Origin of the sequence: Microbacter sp. GSS18 (genome assembly GCA_029319145.1) — a bacterium.
Lineage (GTDB): Bacteria > Actinomycetota > Actinomycetes > Actinomycetales > Microbacteriaceae > Microbacterium.
The window spans coordinates 3,005,680-3,023,118 of record CP119753.1; the positions used below are offsets into that span (position 1 = coordinate 3,005,680).

General features: G+C 69.6%; 20 protein-coding genes. 8 read left to right on the forward strand and 12 right to left on the reverse strand.

Going from position 1 to position 17,439, the window contains the following annotated elements; translation table 11 throughout:
• Positions 1-53 precede the first annotated feature (53 nt).
• Genes P0L94_13860 through P0L94_13870 form a run of 3 tightly spaced genes read left to right on the forward strand, consistent with a single transcriptional unit; the run spans position 54 to position 3,158 of the window.
• Entirely contained in the window at positions 54-1,355 is a 1,302-nt protein-coding gene (locus P0L94_13860) for an extracellular solute-binding protein (GenBank protein WES63544.1), read from the forward strand.
• A 1-nt stretch (position 1,356) separates the two neighbouring features.
• Complete coding sequence (locus tag P0L94_13865; GenBank protein ID WES63545.1) at positions 1,357-2,331, forward strand: sugar ABC transporter permease; 975 nt, start codon at positions 1,357-1,359, stop codon at positions 2,329-2,331.
• Positions 2,328-3,158 carry a carbohydrate ABC transporter permease gene (locus tag P0L94_13870; GenBank protein WES63546.1) on the forward strand — a complete coding sequence of 277 codons (831 nt, stop codon included), beginning with the start codon at positions 2,328-2,330 and terminating at the stop codon, positions 3,156-3,158. The genes P0L94_13865 and P0L94_13870 overlap by 4 nt, the downstream gene beginning before the upstream one ends.
• 29 nt (positions 3,159-3,187) lie before the next feature.
• Here the strand turns inward: P0L94_13870 and P0L94_13875 are convergent, their stop codons facing one another.
• Positions 3,188-4,390: an ROK family transcriptional regulator gene (locus tag P0L94_13875; protein ID WES63547.1), complete on the reverse strand. Its 1,203-nt coding sequence runs from the start codon at positions 4,388-4,390 to the stop codon at positions 3,188-3,190.
• 122 nt (positions 4,391-4,512) lie between these two features.
• Here P0L94_13875 and P0L94_13880 point away from each other — a divergent pair, with 122 nt between their 5' ends.
• Complete coding sequence (locus tag P0L94_13880; protein ID WES63548.1) at positions 4,513-5,244, forward strand: aspartate/glutamate racemase family protein; 732 nt, start codon at positions 4,513-4,515, stop codon at positions 5,242-5,244.
• A 57-nt stretch (positions 5,245-5,301) separates the two neighbouring features.
• Entirely contained in the window at positions 5,302-6,189 is an 888-nt protein-coding gene (locus P0L94_13885; GenBank protein WES63549.1) for an LLM class flavin-dependent oxidoreductase, read from the forward strand.
• Positions 6,190-6,225: 36 nt separating this feature from the next.
• Here the strand turns inward: P0L94_13885 and P0L94_13890 are convergent, their stop codons facing one another.
• Both P0L94_13890 and P0L94_13895 read right to left on the reverse strand, forming a co-directional pair.
• Complete coding sequence (locus P0L94_13890; GenBank protein WES63550.1) at positions 6,226-6,366, reverse strand: hypothetical protein; 141 nt, start codon at positions 6,364-6,366, stop codon at positions 6,226-6,228.
• A gap of 100 nt (positions 6,367-6,466) precedes the next feature.
• Positions 6,467-7,162, reverse strand: coding sequence for an aspartate/glutamate racemase family protein (locus P0L94_13895; protein ID WES63551.1), 696 nt, complete (start codon positions 7,160-7,162; stop codon positions 6,467-6,469).
• A 128-nt stretch (positions 7,163-7,290) separates the two neighbouring features.
• Here P0L94_13895 and P0L94_13900 point away from each other — a divergent pair, with 128 nt between their 5' ends.
• Complete coding sequence (locus tag P0L94_13900; protein ID WES63552.1) at positions 7,291-7,953, forward strand: DsbA family oxidoreductase; 663 nt, start codon at positions 7,291-7,293, stop codon at positions 7,951-7,953.
• Entirely contained in the window at positions 7,950-8,123 is a 174-nt protein-coding gene (locus tag P0L94_13905) for a hypothetical protein (GenBank protein WES63553.1), read from the forward strand. The genes P0L94_13900 and P0L94_13905 overlap by 4 nt, the downstream gene beginning before the upstream one ends.
• 10 nt (positions 8,124-8,133) lie before the next feature.
• Here the strand turns inward: P0L94_13905 and P0L94_13910 are convergent, their stop codons facing one another.
• The 7 genes from P0L94_13910 to P0L94_13940 all read right to left on the reverse strand — a co-directional run bounded on the left by P0L94_13910 (position 8,134) and on the right by P0L94_13940 (position 14,939).
• A complete protein-coding gene (locus P0L94_13910) occupies positions 8,134-8,838 on the reverse strand; it encodes a substrate-binding domain-containing protein (protein ID WES63554.1) in 705 nt (234 codons plus the stop codon).
• On the reverse strand, positions 8,835-9,809 hold the full coding sequence (locus P0L94_13915; protein WES63555.1) for an aldo/keto reductase: 975 nt from the start codon (positions 9,807-9,809) through the stop codon (positions 8,835-8,837). Before P0L94_13915 ends, P0L94_13910 begins: the two co-directional genes overlap by 4 nt.
• Positions 9,806-10,762 (reverse strand): Gfo/Idh/MocA family oxidoreductase, encoded by a 957-nt coding sequence (locus tag P0L94_13920; GenBank protein ID WES63556.1) that lies wholly within the window; start codon positions 10,760-10,762, stop codon positions 9,806-9,808. Before P0L94_13920 ends, P0L94_13915 begins: the two co-directional genes overlap by 4 nt.
• A 72-nt stretch (positions 10,763-10,834) precedes the next feature.
• Positions 10,835-12,250 (reverse strand): protocatechuate 4,5-dioxygenase subunit alpha/beta, encoded by a 1,416-nt coding sequence (locus tag P0L94_13925; protein WES63557.1) that lies wholly within the window; start codon positions 12,248-12,250, stop codon positions 10,835-10,837.
• A gap of 1 nt (position 12,251) precedes the next feature.
• Entirely contained in the window at positions 12,252-13,205 is a 954-nt protein-coding gene (locus P0L94_13930) for an amidohydrolase family protein (protein WES63558.1), read from the reverse strand.
• A gap of 2 nt (positions 13,206-13,207) precedes the next feature.
• Complete coding sequence (ligK, locus tag P0L94_13935) at positions 13,208-13,900, reverse strand: 4-carboxy-4-hydroxy-2-oxoadipate aldolase/oxaloacetate decarboxylase (GenBank protein WES63559.1); 693 nt, start codon at positions 13,898-13,900, stop codon at positions 13,208-13,210.
• A 10-nt stretch (positions 13,901-13,910) separates the two neighbouring features.
• The gene (locus P0L94_13940) at positions 13,911-14,939 is read right to left on the reverse strand and encodes an amidohydrolase family protein (GenBank protein WES63560.1); all 1,029 of its coding nucleotides are present in this window, start codon (positions 14,937-14,939) and stop codon (positions 13,911-13,913) included.
• Positions 14,940-15,050: 111 nt separating this feature from the next.
• Here P0L94_13940 and P0L94_13945 point away from each other — a divergent pair, with 111 nt between their 5' ends.
• A complete protein-coding gene (locus P0L94_13945) occupies positions 15,051-15,956 on the forward strand; it encodes a LysR family transcriptional regulator (protein ID WES63561.1) in 906 nt (301 codons plus the stop codon).
• 18 nt (positions 15,957-15,974) lie between these two features.
• Here P0L94_13945 and P0L94_13950 read toward each other — a convergent pair whose 3' ends face one another.
• Entirely contained in the window at positions 15,975-16,628 is a 654-nt protein-coding gene (locus P0L94_13950) for a hypothetical protein (GenBank protein WES63562.1), read from the reverse strand.
• Positions 16,629-16,659: 31 nt separating this feature from the next.
• Positions 16,660-17,391 carry an alpha/beta hydrolase gene (locus P0L94_13955; protein ID WES63563.1) on the reverse strand — a complete coding sequence of 244 codons (732 nt, stop codon included), beginning with the start codon at positions 17,389-17,391 and terminating at the stop codon, positions 16,660-16,662.
• Between the last annotated feature and the right edge of the window lie 48 nt (positions 17,392-17,439).

The window sequence follows — 17,439 nt, forward strand, 5'->3', positions numbered from 1 at the left end:
CGCGGGTATCCCGCCGCGTGCCCCAGAAGTACCATCCAAGAAAGGACACCATCATGCACAGCAGGTCCCCCCGGCCGCGCACCTTCATGGCCGCCACGGCCGGAATCGCCGCCCTGACCGTGGTCCTCGCCGGCTGCGGTCGCGCCGATGCCCCTGAAGACGCCGCCTCGCCTCAGGCGATCGACGACGCCCCCGCGACGGGCACGATCGAGATCTGGGCCGCCGGCGGCGACGGCGAGCAGCTCCCCGAGATGTTCGACCTGTTCCAGGAGCAGAACCCGGACGTCGAGATCAACATGACCCAGGTTCCCGAGGACGACTTCGTGGCGAAGATGACCGCCGCGATCTCGGGCGGATCCGTGCCCGACCTCGTGTACCTGTTCACCGAGTTCCAGCCGACGCTTCTGGACACCGGCGGCTTCAGCCCCGTTCCCAGCGGTCTCGTCGACGATGCGGCGTTCTTCGACACCGCCTGGGATGCCTCGGTCGTCGACGGCGTCGCCTACGGCGTGCCGTGGTACACCTACGCCCGCCCGTTCATCATCCGCACGGACCTGACCGAGGCGGCCGGCGCCGAGGTTCCCACCGACTGGGACGGCCTGCGCGCGTGGGCCGAGACGCTGCAGGACTCGGGTGTGGAGACCCCGCTCGACCTCGTCATCCCCTTCAACCAGTACACGTCGCTGCAGTTCGACATGTTCGCCCACCAGGCCGGCGGCGGACTCATCAGCGACGACCTCAGCGCGTGGACGATCAACGACCCCGCCAACGTCGAGGCGCTCGAGTTCTGGGGCTCCCTGTACGCCGACGGCCTCGCGTCGCCCGATGAGCCGGTCACGATGGACTGGGTGTCGTACCTGTCCAGCGGGCGATCGGCCGGCCTCTACAACGGACCGTGGTTCCGCGGCTGGCTCGTCGACGCGAACAGCGCCGAGTGGGTGGACGAGAACATCGCCCTCATCGAGCCGCCCGCCGGCCCCGACGGCGGGCGTGCCGCGCAGGTCGGTGGCGGCAACTGGGCGGTCCCCGTCGACGCGGCCAACCCCGACGCCGCGTGGAAGTTCGCGCGCTTCATGTCCGAGCCCGAGAACCAGCTGCACTGGTACGAGATCTTCGGCAACCTCCCCGCCGTCGAGAGCGTGTGGGACGAGCCCGAGATCGCGGACAACGCCGTTCTCGCACCGATCCGCGACTCGATCTCGGTGGGCGTGACCGTGCCGAAGGTCCCGACGTGGGGCGAGGTCGGCGAGGTCGTCGCCGAGGCGATGGAGCGCGTGGCCCGCGGCCAGGCGGAGCCCCAGGAAGCCCTCGACCAGGCCCAGGCGCAGGCCGAGGCGATCGGGGTCGGAGACTGACGTGTCTCTCACCCTCACTCGCACCACAGGGGGAGCCGGCCAGGCCGGCTCCCCCCGGCCCCCCGTCGTGCGGGCCACCTCCCGCCGCCGGTCGTGGCACAGTGCGGGCGCGGTTCAGAGCCGGACCGGGTGGCTGTTCGTCGCGCCGTTCCTGATCCTGTTCGCACTCTTCACCGCCATCCCCGTCGCGACCTCGTTCGCGATGAGCTTCACCGACATCCGCTCACGCGAGATCCGAAACCCTCTCGCGGTCGACTTCGTCGGGTTCGACAACTTCATCGACGTCCTCTCGGACCCGACCTTCCAGCGCGCGCTCCTGACGACCCTCGTCTTCGTCGCGCTGTGCGTGCCTCTCAGCCTCGTGATCGGCTTCGTGCTGGCTCTCGCTCTGGACACCGGGATCCGTCGCCTCCGCAGCACGTTCCGCGCGGTGATCTACGTCCCCGTCATCGCGAACATCGTCGCCGCGGCGGTCATCTGGCAGTACGCCTTCACACCATCAGGTCCGGTGAACACCGCCATCGAGTCCCTGGGGGTCGCAGGACCGAACTGGTTCGGCGATCCCGCGTGGGCCGTCGCGAACGTCGTCATCCTGAGCGTGTGGCGCAACATCGGCACGTGCATGGTCCTGTTCCTCGCCGGCCTCCAGGCCGTCCCGAACGAACTGTACGAGGCCTCATCCCTCGACGGCGCCGGCGGTCTGCGCTCGGCGTGGTCGATCACGCTGCCGCTCCTGCGGCCCACCACGCTCCTGGTGAGCGTGCTCATGACCGTGGCGTTCCTCAACATCTTCGAGGAGCCGTATCTCCTCACCGGCGGGGGACCGCTGGGCTCGACGCGGTCGATCGCCCTGTGGGTCTACGAGCAGTTCGGATTCGGGAACGTGGCGGGCTCGATGGCCGGCTCGTTCATCCTGCTCCTGCTCGTGGGAATCGTCGCACTTGTTCAGTTCCGCGTTCTAAGGCCGAAGCATTGACCTCCTCCTCCTCCCGCGTCCGCACCGCGCTGTCCTACGGCGCGCTCACGATCGTCGCGGTCTTCATGCTGCTGCCGTTCGTCTGGGTGCTCTCCGGTTCCCTCAAGAGCCAGGCGGAGTTCATGTCGAACCCGGGCGGATGGCTGCCCGAGAGCTTCGAGTGGCAGAACTACGTCGCCCTGTTCACCGAGAAGGGCTTCAGCACCTACTTCGCCAACAGCGGGATCGTCGTCGCGATCGCGGTCCTGGCGAACATCGTGCTCAGCGCGATGGCCGGATACGCCCTCGCCAAGCTCGAGTTCCGCGGCAAGCCGCTCGTCATGGCCGGCGTGATCATCGCGATGGCGGTCCCCTACGTCGCGGTGTTCGTGCCGCAGTTCGTGGTGGTCGTTCAGCTCGGCGCGGTGGACACGCTCCTCGGAATCGTGCTTCCGATCCTCGTGCTGCCGATCAGCGTCTTCGTCATGCGCCAGTTCGCGTACTCCATCCCCGGCGAACTGCTCGAAGCGGCCCGCGTCGACGGCGCCGGGGAGTGGCGGATCTTCGCCCGCATCTTCATGCCTCTCGCGGGGCCGGCTCTGGCGACCGTCGGCATCCTGTCGTTCCTCGCCGCGTGGAACGCGTTCCTCTGGCCGCTGATCGTCGCCCAGTCGCAGGACACGTACACGCTCCCCGTGGGACTGGCGTCCGCAGCGCAGGGGTCCAACACCCTCGATTACGGCATCCTCCTGGCCGGAGCCGTCGTGATCCTCCTGCCGGTGCTCATCCTGTTCCTGTTCCTGCAGCGCTACTTCATCCAGGGCGTTGCGACGGCAGGCCTGAAGTAGTGCCGCTGCGGCAAGGGGCGGTGGGGCGCTCAGTTCGCGCTCGACGTCCCCAGAAGGTCGAAGAGCGCCCGCCCGGCGAGCACGCCGTCGGCGGCGAGCCGAAGCGCCCCGAGGGTCCCTGCGCCGGCCGATCGGCTGGAGCGGGTGACGTGGAGGCCGTCGGTGAGCGCGGGGGCGCCGCGGCGGAACAGCGACTCCTTGACGCCCGCGACGAAGTGATCGCCGACGGCGGACAGCTCGCCGCCGACGACGAGCAGACCCGGGTTGGTCGTCGCGATCGCGTACGCGACGACGTCGCCGACGTCACGTCCGGCCTGACGCACCGCGCGTCCGGCGCGAGCGTCTCCGGCCGCGACGGCGGAGGTGAGCCCCTCGATCGAGTCGATGTCCACCCCTTCGCCCCTCAGCATCTTCAGGATGGCGGGGAGCGTGGCCACGGCGCCCAGACACCCTATGTTGCCGCACAGACACTGCTCGTCGTTGTCGCGAAGCGCGGGAACGTGCGCGATCTCGCCCGCCTGTCCCGCTGCGCCGCGGATCAGAGCTCCGTCGGCCATGACGCCGAGCCCGATGCCGTCTCCTGCGTGCAGGAGGATCAGGTCGCGCGCATCGGGGAACACCTCGAGCTGCTCGCCCAGCACCATCAGGTTGACGTCGTTCTCGACGTGGACGGGCACTCCGAGCTCTTCTTGCAGCCATTCCTGCGCGGGAAAGCTGGCCCAGCCCGTCTGACCGGAGGGGTTGCGCATCCCGACCGCTCCGACCTTGGCCGACAACGGCACACCGAGCGTGACGCCGCTGAGCGGACCGAGGCGCTCCGCCTGCTCGCGCAAGAGGGTGCGCAGGCCCTCGGAGGCGGCGCGAAGGATCTGCTCGAAGCCGTCGGTCTGAGCGACCGGCAGCTCCACCGTGCCGCGGGGGCAGGCGCCGAGGTCGGCGAGACTGACCCTGCTCGAGGAGTGGCCGAGCTCGATCGCGGCGACACTGCGCACGGCGTCGTTCAGCGCGATCTTCGTCGTCGGCCGACCGCCCTCGGGGGCGAGCCGGCCCGCGTCGCGGAGCAAACCCGCATCGCGGAGCGCGTCCAGTCGCAGCGCGATCGTCGATCGAGACAGCGACAGGGTTCGCGCGATGTCCGACCGCGTCCACTCGCCCCGGTCCAGCAGAAGCCGAAGGACGTCGCTCGCATCGCCCCACGAGCTCGCGCGCGGTCTGCGGGACGTATCGGTCACCCGTTCTTTATCTCACACTTCGTTCAGCAGAACGAATTTCGACAGCTTCAGTACGATTCCCGGACATAACTCGGGATTCGCGACGCACACACGCGCGACCTCCACCCCGGAAAGGCCCACCGATGAGACTTCTCGTCGTCAACTGCAACACGTCCGAGGACGTCACCGCCTCCATCGACGCGGGTGCGCGTGCCGCCGCGTCGCCGGACACCGAGGTGATCACCATCCAGCCCTCGTGGGGCCCGGCGTCGGCCGAGGGATATCTGGAGAGCTTCATGACGGCCGCGGCCGTCATCGATGCGATCTCGCGCCGAGACGACTACGACGCGATCGTGATGGCAGGGTACGGGGAGCATGGCCGAGAAGGCGTGCGCCAGCTGGTCGACGTCCCCGTCGTCGACGTCACCGAGGCGTCCGCGTATCTCGCGACTCTCGTGGCCGACCGGTTCGCGGTCGTCACCACCGTCAGCTCGACCCTCTCGGGCATCCGCCAGAGTCTGGAGGGCGCGGGCATCCTGTCCCGGTGCAGTGCGGTCGCCGCAGCCGAGACGCCCGTGCTCTCGATCCACGTCGACTCCCCGGCGGCCGTCGACGCCCTCGCGGCCACGGCGCAGCCTCTCATCGCGCAGGGGGCGGATGCGATCGTCCTCGGCTGCGCCGGCTTCGCCGGACTCGACCGCGCTCTGGAAGAACGTCTCGGCGTCCCCGTGCTCGACGGGGTCGCCTCGGCGGTCGTCCTGGCGGAGAGCCTCGTGCGGCTCGGCAAGACGACGAGCAAGAAGGGCCCGTTCGCGCCGGTCGATCGCGACAAGCGCTGGGCCGGCTGGTCGCCGTTCGCCGCCCGGTCGAGCTAGCCGAGCTAGCCGCCGGCAGCGTGCGCCCCGGTCGGGCGTTCGTCGTACACTCCGAGCATGCGTTTCGGCCTCGTGATCCTGCCGCAGTTCGACTGGCCCGAGGCGGGCCGCCTCTGGCGGCAGGCCGAGAACCTCGGCTTCGACCACGCCTGGACCTACGATCACCTGTCGTGGCGGGGGCTCGCGGGCGAGCTCTGGCACGCCACCGTGCCGACGCTGACCGCAGCGGCGATGGTCACAGAGCGCATCCGGCTCGGCACGTTCGTCGCGAGTCCGAACTTCCGCCACCCCGTGCCCTTCGCGAAGGACATCGCGTCCGTCGATCAGATCTCGGGTGGTCGGATGCTGCTGGGCCTGGGGTCCGGCGGCACGGGCTTCGACGCGTTCGTGCTCGGCCAGGACGCGCTGTCGCCCCGGGAGCGCTTCGAGCGCTTCCGCGAGTTCACCGAGGCCCTCGACGCGCTGCTGCGATTCGAGCGGGGTTCGGGTGACGGCATCTCCTACGCCGGCGAGCGGTTCACGTCGGTCTCGGCTCGCATGGTCGGCGAGCCGGCACAGCATCCGCGCATGCCGTTCGTGATGGCCGGCCAAGGCCCGCGGGCTCTGCGGCTCGCCGCACGCCACGGGTCGGGATGGGTCACCACCGGCGGGAACGAGGAGTCGCACGACCAGTGGTGGGCGGGCGTCGCCGACCTCGTGGCCCGGTTCGAGGACGCGTGCGCGGCCGAAGGCCGGGACCCCGGCGAGCTCGACCGCTTCCTGTCGCTCGACGGCGAGGCCCGCTACTCGATGGCGAGCGCCGCCGCGTTCGAGGATGCCGTGGGCCGCGCGCGGCGGCTGGGCTTCACCGACGTCGTGTCGCACCGGCCGCGAGCCCACGGGCTCTACGCCGGGAGCGAGGCGGTGCTCGAGGAGGTCGCCGAACTGCTTCCCTCGCTGCGCTGACGCGACCGGCCGCCCGACCGTCGGCCGCAGTGCCCGCTACGCCGGCTCGGTGGTGCGGATCAGACCGCAGTTCATGCACGACCAAGCCACGAGGAATCGCTCATCGTCGAGGATCTCGAACGTCAGAGCATCGCCGCAGGTCGGGCAGCCACGCGGATCCCCCGCACGCACCGTCATGGTGAGAGCCTACGGATCCCGTGCGACGTCGAGACGGGTTCATCGGCTTCTCCCAGGTCGCGACGGCGCGCCTGAACCCGACCGACTCGAGGGCGGCCCGTCACCCGGGGCGCAGGGCGACGTCGATCGCGCCCACGACGTGCAGGGCGGTCGTCGGGAAGACGGGGACCGCGCTGTCGTCCTGCGAGACGAGCAGTTCGATCTCGGTGCACCCGAGGATGATTCCCTCGGCCCCGGCCTCGACCAGTCGCGCCATCACGTCGCGATACCGCTCGCGGGAGAGCGGGTTCACCACGCCGTGGACGAGCTCCGAGTAGATGACGCCGTGCACGGTCTCGCGGTCATCGGCACCCGGAACGAGAGTGCGGATGCCCTGACGGGCGAGGCGATCCCGGTAGAAGGACTGCTCCATCGTGAAGGCCGTCCCGAGGAGCCCGACGGTGCGGATGCCTGCCGTCGTGATCGCTGCGGCCGTGGTGTCGGCGATGTGGAGGAACGGCACGTCGATGGCCGCCTCGATGTCGTCCGCAACGATGTGCATGGTGTTCGTGCACAGCACGATGACGTCCGCCCCGGCGGTCTCGAGCCTGCTCGCGTGGGTCGCGAGGATGCGTCCTGCCGCAGACCACTCCCCTGACGCCTGCAGCTGCTCGATCTCGGCGAAGTCGAGAGAGTCCAGCAGGATGCGCGCCGAGTGATAGCCGCCGAGCCGATCGCGCACGGCCTCGTTCGCGCGGCGATACCACTCGAGGGACGACTCCCAGCTCATACCGCCGAGCACGCCGATCGTCTTCATCACGGTGAGCCTATGACGGGTAGCGCGGAGTTCATGCCCGCCTCGCGGGGCGCACGCGCGGCGGATGATCCCGCGGGTGCGTTTTATGCGCGGAAATACAATCGCCTCCTCCGCGGTTGGCCTCTCCCATGAGCGAGACGTCCCGAACCCCCGTCAAGGTCGACATCTGGTCCGATGTTCAGTGCCCGTGGTGCTACATCGGCAAGCGGCGCTTCGAGAGCGCGGTGACGGCCTCGGGCGTCGACGTCGAGATCGAGTACCACTCGTTCGAGCTCTCCCCCGACACGCCCATCGGCTACGACGGCACGCCCGCCGACTACCTCATGCAGCGTCGCGGCCTCGCCCGCCCGCAGGTCGAGCAGATGCTCGCGCACGTCACGAAGCTCGCCGCCGACGAGGGCCTCGCGTACGACTTCGACCACACGCACCAGACCAACACCGTCAAGGCGCACGAACTGCTCCACTACGCCAAGGCGCAGGGGCGCCAGGCCGAGATGAAGGAGGCGCTGCTCAAGGCCTACTTCGTCGACGGCGGGCACGTCGGCCGGATCCCCGACCTCGCCGACCTCGCCGCCTCGATCGGCTTCGATCGCGACGATGTCGTGCGCTCCCTCGAGTCCGAGGAGCACCTCCCCGCGGTGAAGGCGGATGTCGCACAGGCGCGGGCCTACGGCATCCAGGGCGTGCCGTTCTTCGTCTTCGACGGCAAGTACGGGGTGTCGGGCGCTCAGCCCAGCAGCACCTTCGCGGATGTCCTGACCACGGTCAAGGCCGAGACCGAGGCGGCGTGAGCGAGGGCACCGCGTCGTCCACGCCCGACACGTTCCAGCCGCTCATGATGGTCGGGACCGGCGCGTATGTCTGCGAGGGCGACGTGTGCTTCGTGCCCACCACCGCCCCCTCCACGCCGTCGGAGGCCGGAGGTGAAGCGCCGGCTCCGCCGGCCGCCCCCGCCGCGTGACCGTGCCCGCTCAGCGCGCGGGGACCTCGAAGCTGTGCTCGAGCACGATCGGTGCGGCTTCGTTCGAGGAGAGGAAGTCGAGCACCGCGCGGGCGTCCGTCGGGACCGGGGATACCGCTGCGACCGCGCCGCTGAACACGGTGACGATCGCGCAGTCGGGCGGGAGCGAGCCGAGGATGCGCACGCCGGGCTGGCCGACGAGCTCGCTCAGCTGCTGGAACCCGAGGTCCACCTCGCCGTCGGCGAGCAGCTTCGCGACCGGGATGCCGGGGCGCGCCTGCACGAGCCGGTCGCCCACCTCGTCGCTCAGGCCCCAGTCCTCGATCATCCGGATCAGCGCCGTGCCGCTCGGGCCCGTCGAATAGCCGATCCTCTCGGCGCGCCGGATGGCGTCGCGCATCGCGCCCGCGTCCGCGAACGCAGCGGCAGAGGGGTCGGCCGCCGGCCCGGCGTCCGACGAGGGCACCGCCGCCGCGACGCTCGAGACGACGAGCGGGGTCAGCGTCGCGGCGTCGACGTGACCGTCGGCCGCGAGCTTCGCGAGTGCGCCATCGGCCAGGAACACCAGGTCGAACAGCTCCCCCGCGCGCACGCGCGTCGCGGCATCCACACCGCCGACCGACTCGACGTCGACGGCCGGCAGCCCGGCGTTCTCGGCCGCGGCGAGCAGGTCGGCGAGCACGTGGCGCGTCGCCATCGAGGAGATGCCCCTCACGCGGCATCCTCGAACGTCTCGGCGAACACTTCGCGCGACTGGGCCTCGTTGTACCGCGGACCCGACACCGTCGCGGTGCTGATCAGCTCGCCCGCCCGCGCGAGGATCGCCGGGTCCACGACGATCTCGGCAGCGGCGAGATCCTCGCGCAGGTGCTCGACGCGTGTGGTGCCGGGGATCGCGACGACATGCTCGCCGCGCGAGAGCACCCACGCCAGAGCGAGCTGTGCCGGCGTGCATCCCGCCTCGGCCACGAGGGAGCGCCAGCCGGGCAGCAGCGCGGCATTGGCCGGCCAGTTGGCGGGCTGGAACCGCGGGTGAGACCGTCGGATGTCCTTCGGAGCGAACGCATCCGGATCGGCGACGGCGTCGGCGAGGAATCCCCGGGCGACGGGCGAGAAGGCGACGAAGGCTGCTCCCGCCTCGCGCGTGGCCTCCAGCATCCCGAGCTCCGCGTTGCGGGTCCACAGCGAGTACTCGTTCTGAACGGCCGCGATCGGCGCGACGGCGAGCGCCTCGTGCAGCAGCGCCACCGAGATCTCGGACAGCCCGATGCCGCCGATCTTGCCCGACGCGACGGCGTCCGCGAGCGCGCCGACGCTGTCTCCGATCGGGACGTTCGGATCCCACCGGTGCAGGTAGTACAGGTCGATGTGGTCGACGCCGAGGCGCTCGAGCGACGCGTCGACCTGGGCGCTGAGGGTCTCGGGGCGGCCGTCGATGGTCTTGACCCCGTCGACGGGGGCCATGCCGCCCTTGCTGGCGAGCACGATCTCGTCACGCCGCCCGGCGATCGCCGCCCCGACCAGTTCCTCGTTGCGCCCGGCCCCGTAGAGCGTGGCGGTGTCGAGGAACGTCACGCCCGCGTCGAGCGATTCACGCAGCATCCGCACCCCGTCCTCGAACGAGGGCGGAACGCCGTAGGCGTGGCTGAGCTCCATGCATCCGAGTCCGATGCGGGGCAGGTTCACGCGAGCTGCTCCTCCAGGGCGCCGAGCACGCGGTAGCAGTCGATCACCTGACGCAGCGACGAGTTGGGCTCGCGGCCCTCGCGGATCGCCGCGACGAACTCGCGGTCCTGCAGCTCGATGCCGTTCATGCTGACGGCCACGTGCGACACGTCGATCGGCTCCTCCTTGCCGTTGACGAGGTCGTCGTAGCGGGCGATGTAGGTGCCGGTGTCTCCGATGTAGCGGAAGAACGTGCCGAACGGTCCCTCGTTGTTGAACGACAGCGAGAGCGTGCAGATCGCGCCCGACTCGGCCTTCAGCTGGATCGACATGTCCATCGCGATCCCGAGGTCGGGGTTGATCGGGCCCTGGATCGCGTTGGCCTGGACGATCTTTCCCGCCTGGTAGCCGAACAGGTCGACCGTGTGCGCGGCGTGATGCCACAGCAGGTGGTCGGTCCATGAGCGGGGCTCGCCCTTGGCGTTGGTGTTCGTGCGACGAAAGAAGTAGGTCTGCACATCCATCTGCTGGATGTTGAAGTCGCCGTCGGTGATCTTGTTGTGGATCCACTGGTGCGACGGGTTGAAGCGCCGGGTGTGACCGACCATCGCGACGCGATCGGATGCCTCGGCCGCGGCCAACGTGGCCTCGGCATCCGCGAGCGAATCCGCCAGCGGGATCTCGACCTGAACGTGCTTGCCCGCGGCGAGCGCCGCCTGGGTCTGCGCGGCGTGCAGGCCGGTGGGCGTCGCGAGGATCACCGCATCGACGTCATCGCGCTCGAGCACGGCGTCGTAGCCGACGACCGCGTTCGGAACGCCGTACTTCTCGGCGACGGCCTGTGTGGGCTCGGGCTTCGTGCCGCTGACGACGGTGACCTCGGCGTCGGCGATGTTCGCCAGGCCGTCGAGGTGCTTCATGCCGAAGGCGCCGGCGGCGCCGACGACCGCGACGCGGACCTTGTCACTGCTCATCTTCGTATCTCCTTCGCGGGGAGCGGACGGCCGCGTGAGCCGCCCACTCCCTCCACTCAGCGATTATGGTGCTCAGGCCAGGGAGCCGACGGGGTCCCACGAGGGCTTCACCGTCTCACCTTCGGCGGGGGTGGTCCCGTCGTCGGAGGTCTGCGTTTCGTCGGCCTGCTCGGCGACACCGTCTGTGGCGGCGACAGGGTTCGAGATCACCAGGTGGCCGACCGCGGTGTTGGAGGCGGGCACGTGGTAGAAGCGGTGGTTGACCTCGGGAGCGCCGCCGCCGAACTGGTCGTCCATGGCGCCGCGCGCGATGAGCCAGTCGACGAGCTCGATGCCCTCGGAGCCCGCCTCGTCGACGTACTCCATGTGCGGCCACTCGGTCAGGCCCAGCGGGTCTGCGATCAGGTGGTCGAGGAACGCGTTGTCCCATTCCTTGTTGATGAGACCGGCGCGCGGACCCTGGAGCTGGTGGCTCATGCCGCCGGTGCCCCAGATCTGGATGTTGAGCTCGGGGCCGTCCCACTTGTCGAGGGCGCGACGCAGCGCCTTGCCGAGCTCGTAGCAGCGGCGTCCGGAGGGGACCGGGTACTGCACCACGTTCACGGCGAGCGGGATCACCCGGACCGGCCACTCCTCGGGCTTGCCGTAGACGAGCGACAGCGGCACGGTGAGTCCGTGGTCCACGACCATCTCGTTGACGAGGGTCAGGTCGAAGTCGTCCTGGATGACCGACTGCGCGATGTGCGCCGCGAGCTCGGGGTATCCCTTCACGTCCGGCACCGGACGGCGACCGTAGCCCTCGTCGGCGACGGGGTACTCCGCGCCCGTGCCGAGCACGAACGTCGGGATGATCGAGGAGTCGAACGCGGTCGCGTGGTCGTTGTAGACGATGATGACGACGTCGGGGGTGTTCTCCTTGGCCCACTGGCGCGTCCACTCGTACCCGGCGAAGACCTTCTGCCAGTACGGCTCGTGGTCCTTGCCGAGGTCCATCGCGGCGCCGATCGCCGGGACGTGGGGCGTGAACAGCGCCGAGGTGTACTTCGCCGGCGCGTTCGGGCGCATGGTCTCGGCCTTCTCGCCCTTGGCGGGAGGCGTCCACCCGTCGAGGTCCTTCAGCCGCACGCCCTCCGGGTTGCGGCCACCCGCGATCATCATGTCGCGGTAGGCCGCCTCGGACATGCCGGTCATCGAACCGGCCATCTGCTGGAAGCTCAGGCCGTGGGTCGCGCCGAGCTTGGCGAGGAAGTAGATGTTCCCGCCCTCGGCCATCGCCGCGTTGAGGTCGATGTCGAGCACCGCCTGGCGCTGCTTGGGGTTCAGCGGCCACTCGTCGAGGTAGGCCTCCTGATCCGCGAGGAACCGCTCGCGGTTCTCGGGCTTCATCAGCGACATGCAGAACTGATTCAGGTGGTAGCCCTTTCGGGCCTGTTCTGCATCGAAGATGATCGTGCCGGGGATGTCCTTGTACGGCTTCTCGAGTCCCATGTCATTCTCCTTCGGGCCAGTACAGCCGCCGCGGGTTGTCGACGAGCAGCTTGTGCTGCAGCGCCGGCGTCGTGGCGATCTGCGGGATGTAATCGACCAGCAGCCCGTCGTCGGGCATGTGGTCCTTGAGGTTGGGGTGGGGCCAATCCGTTCCCCACAGCACGCGGTCGGGGAACTCCTCGACCACGCGACGGGCGAACGGCACGACGTCGGTGTACGCGTGCTGTTCGCCATCGAGGGCGCGCGGGCCGGTGACGCTGAGCCGCTCGGGGCACGACACCTTGGTCCACACGTTCGGGTTCTCGCGCATGAAGCGAAGGAACAGCCCGAACTCGGGTCCGTCCGGGTCCTTCGTGACGTCGGGCCGGCCCATGTGGTCGACGACGACGTCGGTCGGGATGCTCGAGAAGAATTCGTAGAGGTCGGGAAGGTCCTCGGCCTCGAAGTAGATGACGACGTGCCAGCCGAGCGGGGCGATCTTCTCGACGATCTCGCCGAGGGACTCGGTGGGCACGCGGTCGACGAGGCGCTTGACGAAGTTGAACCGCACACCGCGGACGCCGGCCTCGTGGAGCTCGGCGAGCTGCTCGGCGGAGACGTCTCGGCGGACGGTCGCGACGCCGCGTGCCCGACCTTCGCTGCGCCGCAGAACATCGACCAATGCGCGGTTGTCGGCGCCGTGGCACGTGGCCTGCACGACCACGTTGCGGTCGAAGCCGAGCGTGTCGCGCAGCGCGAACAGCTGGTCGGCGGATGCGTCGCACGGCGTGTACTTGCGCTCGGGCGCGTAGGGGAACTGCGCCCCGGGGCCGAAGACGTGGCAGTGCGCGTCGACGGCGCCGGCCGGCACCTGGAACGTCGGCGTCGTGGGCCCGTCGTACCAGTCGAGCCAGCCGGGCGTCTTCTCGAAGCCGCCGCTGGTCTCGCCGTGTGCGATCGTGAGCTCTTCGGTCATCGTCAGTCCTCCACGTACTCGAGGCCGGCGGCGGCGAGCGGCTCGCGCATGCCGTAGATGTCGAGGCCCAGGACGCCCTCGCGGAACTTCTGGCGCTTGGCCTCCTCGTTGTCCTCGCGCTTCTGGCTGGCATCCGCCACCGCTCCGACGAGCTCGCGCGGGACGACCACGACGCCGTCCACATCGGCGACGACCACATCGCCGGGGTTGACGAGCGCGTTGGCGACGACGACGGGGATGTTCACCGAGCCGAGGGTCGCCTTGACGGTGCCCTTGGAGTTGATCGCGCGCGAGAAGACGGGGAAGTCCATCTTCTCCAGGTCGGCGACGTCGCGGACGCCGCCGTCGATGACCAGGCCCTTGCAGCCGCGCGCCGTGAGCGAGGTGGCGAGCAGTTCGCCGAAGAAGCCGTCCTCGCTCTCGGTGGTGCAGCCGGCGACGATGACGTCGCCTTCCTGCACCTGCTCGGCGGCGACGTGGAACATCCAGTTGTCGCCGGGCTGCAGCAGCACCGTGACGGCCGGGCCGCACAGCTTCGCGCCGGTGTAGGCCGGGCGGATGTAGGGGCGCAGCAGGCCGACGCGGCCCATGGCCTCGTGGATGGTCGCGACGCCGAACTGCGACAGCCTTTCGACGTCGGCGGGGTCGGGACGTTCGATCTTGGTGTGGACGATGCCGAGGTTGTTCAGTCGCATGTTCTCTTCCTCACAGTCCTCGGGCGATCAGGGCTCGGTCGACGCGCGGGTAGACCCGGCGGGCGTTGCCCTCGAACACCTGCGCGCGCTCGGGGCCTGTCAGGTTCGGGGTCGCGTCGACGTAGCGCTTGGTGTCGTCGAAGTAGTGGTCGGTGCGCGGGTCGACGTCGCGCACGGCCCCGATCATCTCGCTCGCGAACAGGATGTTGTCGGTCGGGATGACGTTCGTCAGCAGGTCGATGCCCGGCTGGTGGTAGACGCAGGTGTCGAAGAACACGTTGTTCAGCAGGTGCTCCTCGAGTTCGGGCTTCTTCAGCGCCATCGCGAGGCCCCGGAACCGTCCCCAGTGGTACGGCACCGCCCCGCCGCCGTGCGGGATGACGAACTTCAGGTCGGGGAAGTCGCGGAAGAGGTCCCCCTTGAGCAGCTGCATGAACGCTGTCGTGTCGGCGCCGAGGTAGTGGTCGCCGGTGGTGTGGAACTGCGGCTTGCACGACGTCGAGACGTGGATCATCGCGGGGATCTCGTACTCGACGAGCTTCTCGTAGATCGGATACCACGAGCGGTCGGTGAGCGCCGGCGCCGTCCACAGGCCGCCGGACGGGTCGGGGTTGAGGTTGATCTCGACGGCGCCGAGCTCTTCGACGGCGCGCGTGAGCTCGTCCACGGCGGTCGCGGGGTCCTCGCCCGGCGACTGCGGCAGCATGGCGCCCATGAGGAAGCGGTCGGGGAAGAGCTCGCTGACGCGGGCCACGAGGTCGTTGCAGATGCGGGCCCACGTCTTGCTGACCGCGAGGTCGCCGATGTGGTGGGCCATGAACGAGGCACGTGGGCTGAAGACGGTGAAGTCGGTGCCGCGGTCGTTCATGAGCCGCAGCTGATTGGCCTCGATGGTCTCGCGGATGTCGTCATCGCTGATCTTCAGCGTCGCGGGATCGGGAGCCTCGCCCTGACCCTCGGTGAAGGCGATCTGCAGGTCACGCCACGCGCCCAGCTGAGCGGGTGCGGTCGTGTAGTGGCCGTGGATGTCGATGATCACCGAGTGTCGTCCTTGTCACTGGATGGGGCGGTCCGTTACGCCGACTGTACGGCGGCCGTTTCTCATGGTCCAATAGATTCTGGTAGGCACTTCCATAGATGGGATCAATGGATGTCAATACCCGACCTCAACCAGCTGCGGACCTTCGTCGTGCTCTACGAGCTGCGCAGTCTCACCGCCACGGCGGACTTCCTGCATGTCACCCAGCCGACCGTGAGCTACACGCTCGCACGCCTGCGTGAGAGGTTCGCGGACGACCTCTTCCGCCGCGAGGGCCACGTGATGGTGCCGACGACGCGGGCCACGCAGCTGTTCGGCCCTCTGCACGAAGCGCTCGCCCAGATCGAATCGACCGTGAGCAATGTCGCCGACTTCGACCCGAGGGGCTTCACGGGCGAGCTCTCGCTCGGACTGACGTCGATCGGCGAGCAGACGTTCCTCCCCCCGATCATGGCCGCGCTCGCCCGCGAGAACTCGAGCGCGCGGCTGGCGGTGAACCGCCTCGATGCCGACCAGGTCGAGGAGGAGCTGGTGCGCGGCACCCTGGACCTGGCGATCACGGTGTCGCTGATGGATGCCTCGCGACTGTGGCGCACACCGGTGCGCGATGTCGAGTACGTCGCGCTGTCGTCGGGCCGGCATCCGCTCCCGCCGACCTCGCCCGAGATGTTCGCCGGCCGCGGCTTCGTGCGCGTGTCGTCGCGCGGCGGGCACGTCTACCCGCTGCAGCTCCTCCTCGAGCACGGCCTCATGCCGCAGGTCTCCCTCACCGTGGAGGAGTACGGAACCCTCCCCGCGGTCCTGCAGGACACAGACCTCGTGACATTCCTCCCCCGGCACGTGGCCGAGGTGTTCCGCGGATGGTTCCCGGTGCTGCGGATCGCGGAGCTCCCGTGGCCCGGTCACTCGACGCCCGTCGCCGTCTTCACCAGGCGCGAGTCGAGCCTGTCCCCGGCGCAACGATGGTTCCGCCGTCTCGTCCACGGCGCGGTCGTGGAACCCGGCAGCGAGGTATGACCGCGGCTCGAGGACGGGTCAGGAGCGCCGCGAGCGATTCCAGCTGGCCTTCGCCGGCGCGAAGGGGCTGCGCACGTGGATGGACCACGTCGAGTGCGGGTGGATCGAGAGGATCGCCTTCTCCCAGAAGGTCCGCGCCTCCTCCGACAGCAGCGGCAGCACGATGTCCTTGTCGGCCTCGTCCTCGGGTTTGGGGTGGAAGGCCTTCCAGATGAGCTGCACCTCGGGAGCACCCGTGGGGATGCCGTCGACGTCGAGCACGGCCCGTTCCCACGGCAGCTGCAGGCGGGGGTCGCGGCGATACACCCAGCGGTCGGCGGTGCCGTCCTCCATGTTCACCTGCAGCACCCACGCATCCCTCTGGGCGTCGTAGAGGCGCACGGCGAGGTAGGTGGCATCCTCGGGCAGGTCCGTCCACGGCGTCAGCTCGTCGTCGTCCGAGACCCACGCGGTGGTTCCCACCGGCAGCGCCTCGACGAGCTGGGCGACCTGAGCGTACGGCAGGCTCACGGTCGTCTTGTCGCGTTCACGCAGCGGTTCGCCCATCCACTGGTCGTAGGCGGATCCGCCCGAGAGCCACCAGCGGACGGGGGTCGGAGCGAGCAGCTCCGCGACATCCGCGGCGTCGAGCCGCTCCCACCGCGTCGCCTGGTTCGGCGTGGATTCAGCCATGTGATGAGCCTAACGCCGCCACGTCGAGTGATTACCCGGCGATGCCGCCGGCGAACGCCAGCAGCTTCTCGACCAGCGCGTCGGGCTCGGTGACCATCACGAAGTGGCCGGTCGGGATCTCGGTCACCTGCCAGCCCGGCTCCTCGCGCACACGCTGGCGACTCGGCGCGATCGTCGGGTAGGCGGGCTGGTTGCAGTCGACGAACAGCCGCGGCAGCGACTCGAGCAGCGAGGCGTCGTAATGGAGCGGCTGGCGGTACATGCCGAACGGATGCGGCACGTGCCGGCGCCGCAGCCACGCGGCATCCGCTTCGCTCAGCCCGAAGCCCTCCTCGGGGTCGGGCGGCGGAAGGCAGTTGTCGTTCTCGGCGGCGGCGGCCAGGCGCGATGCCACGATCTCGGGCGGATGCGCGACGCCCCACCCCTCGCCGGGGGCCGGCACCATGGCATCGACGTAGACCATGCCGCCGAGGCGCCCGGGGAGCGCTGCGCCGACGCCGGTGATGACCATGCCGCCGTAGCTGTGGCCGACCAGCACGACGTCCTCGAGTTCCTCGGCCGCGATGAGACCGACCACGTCGGCGATGTGGGTGTCCAGGTCGATGTCGGGCCGCAGCAGGTGGGCCCGCTCGCCGTCTCCGGTGAGGGTGACGGCGTGCACCTCGTGGCCGGCGTCGCGGAGCGGGCCGATGACGCGGCGCCAGATCCAGCCGCCGCCCCAGGCGCCGTGCACGAGGACGATCGGTGGCTTGGCTGCGGGCATGTCGGGCTCTCCTTCGAGTGGCGTCGCCTCAGAACGCCGAGCGACGTG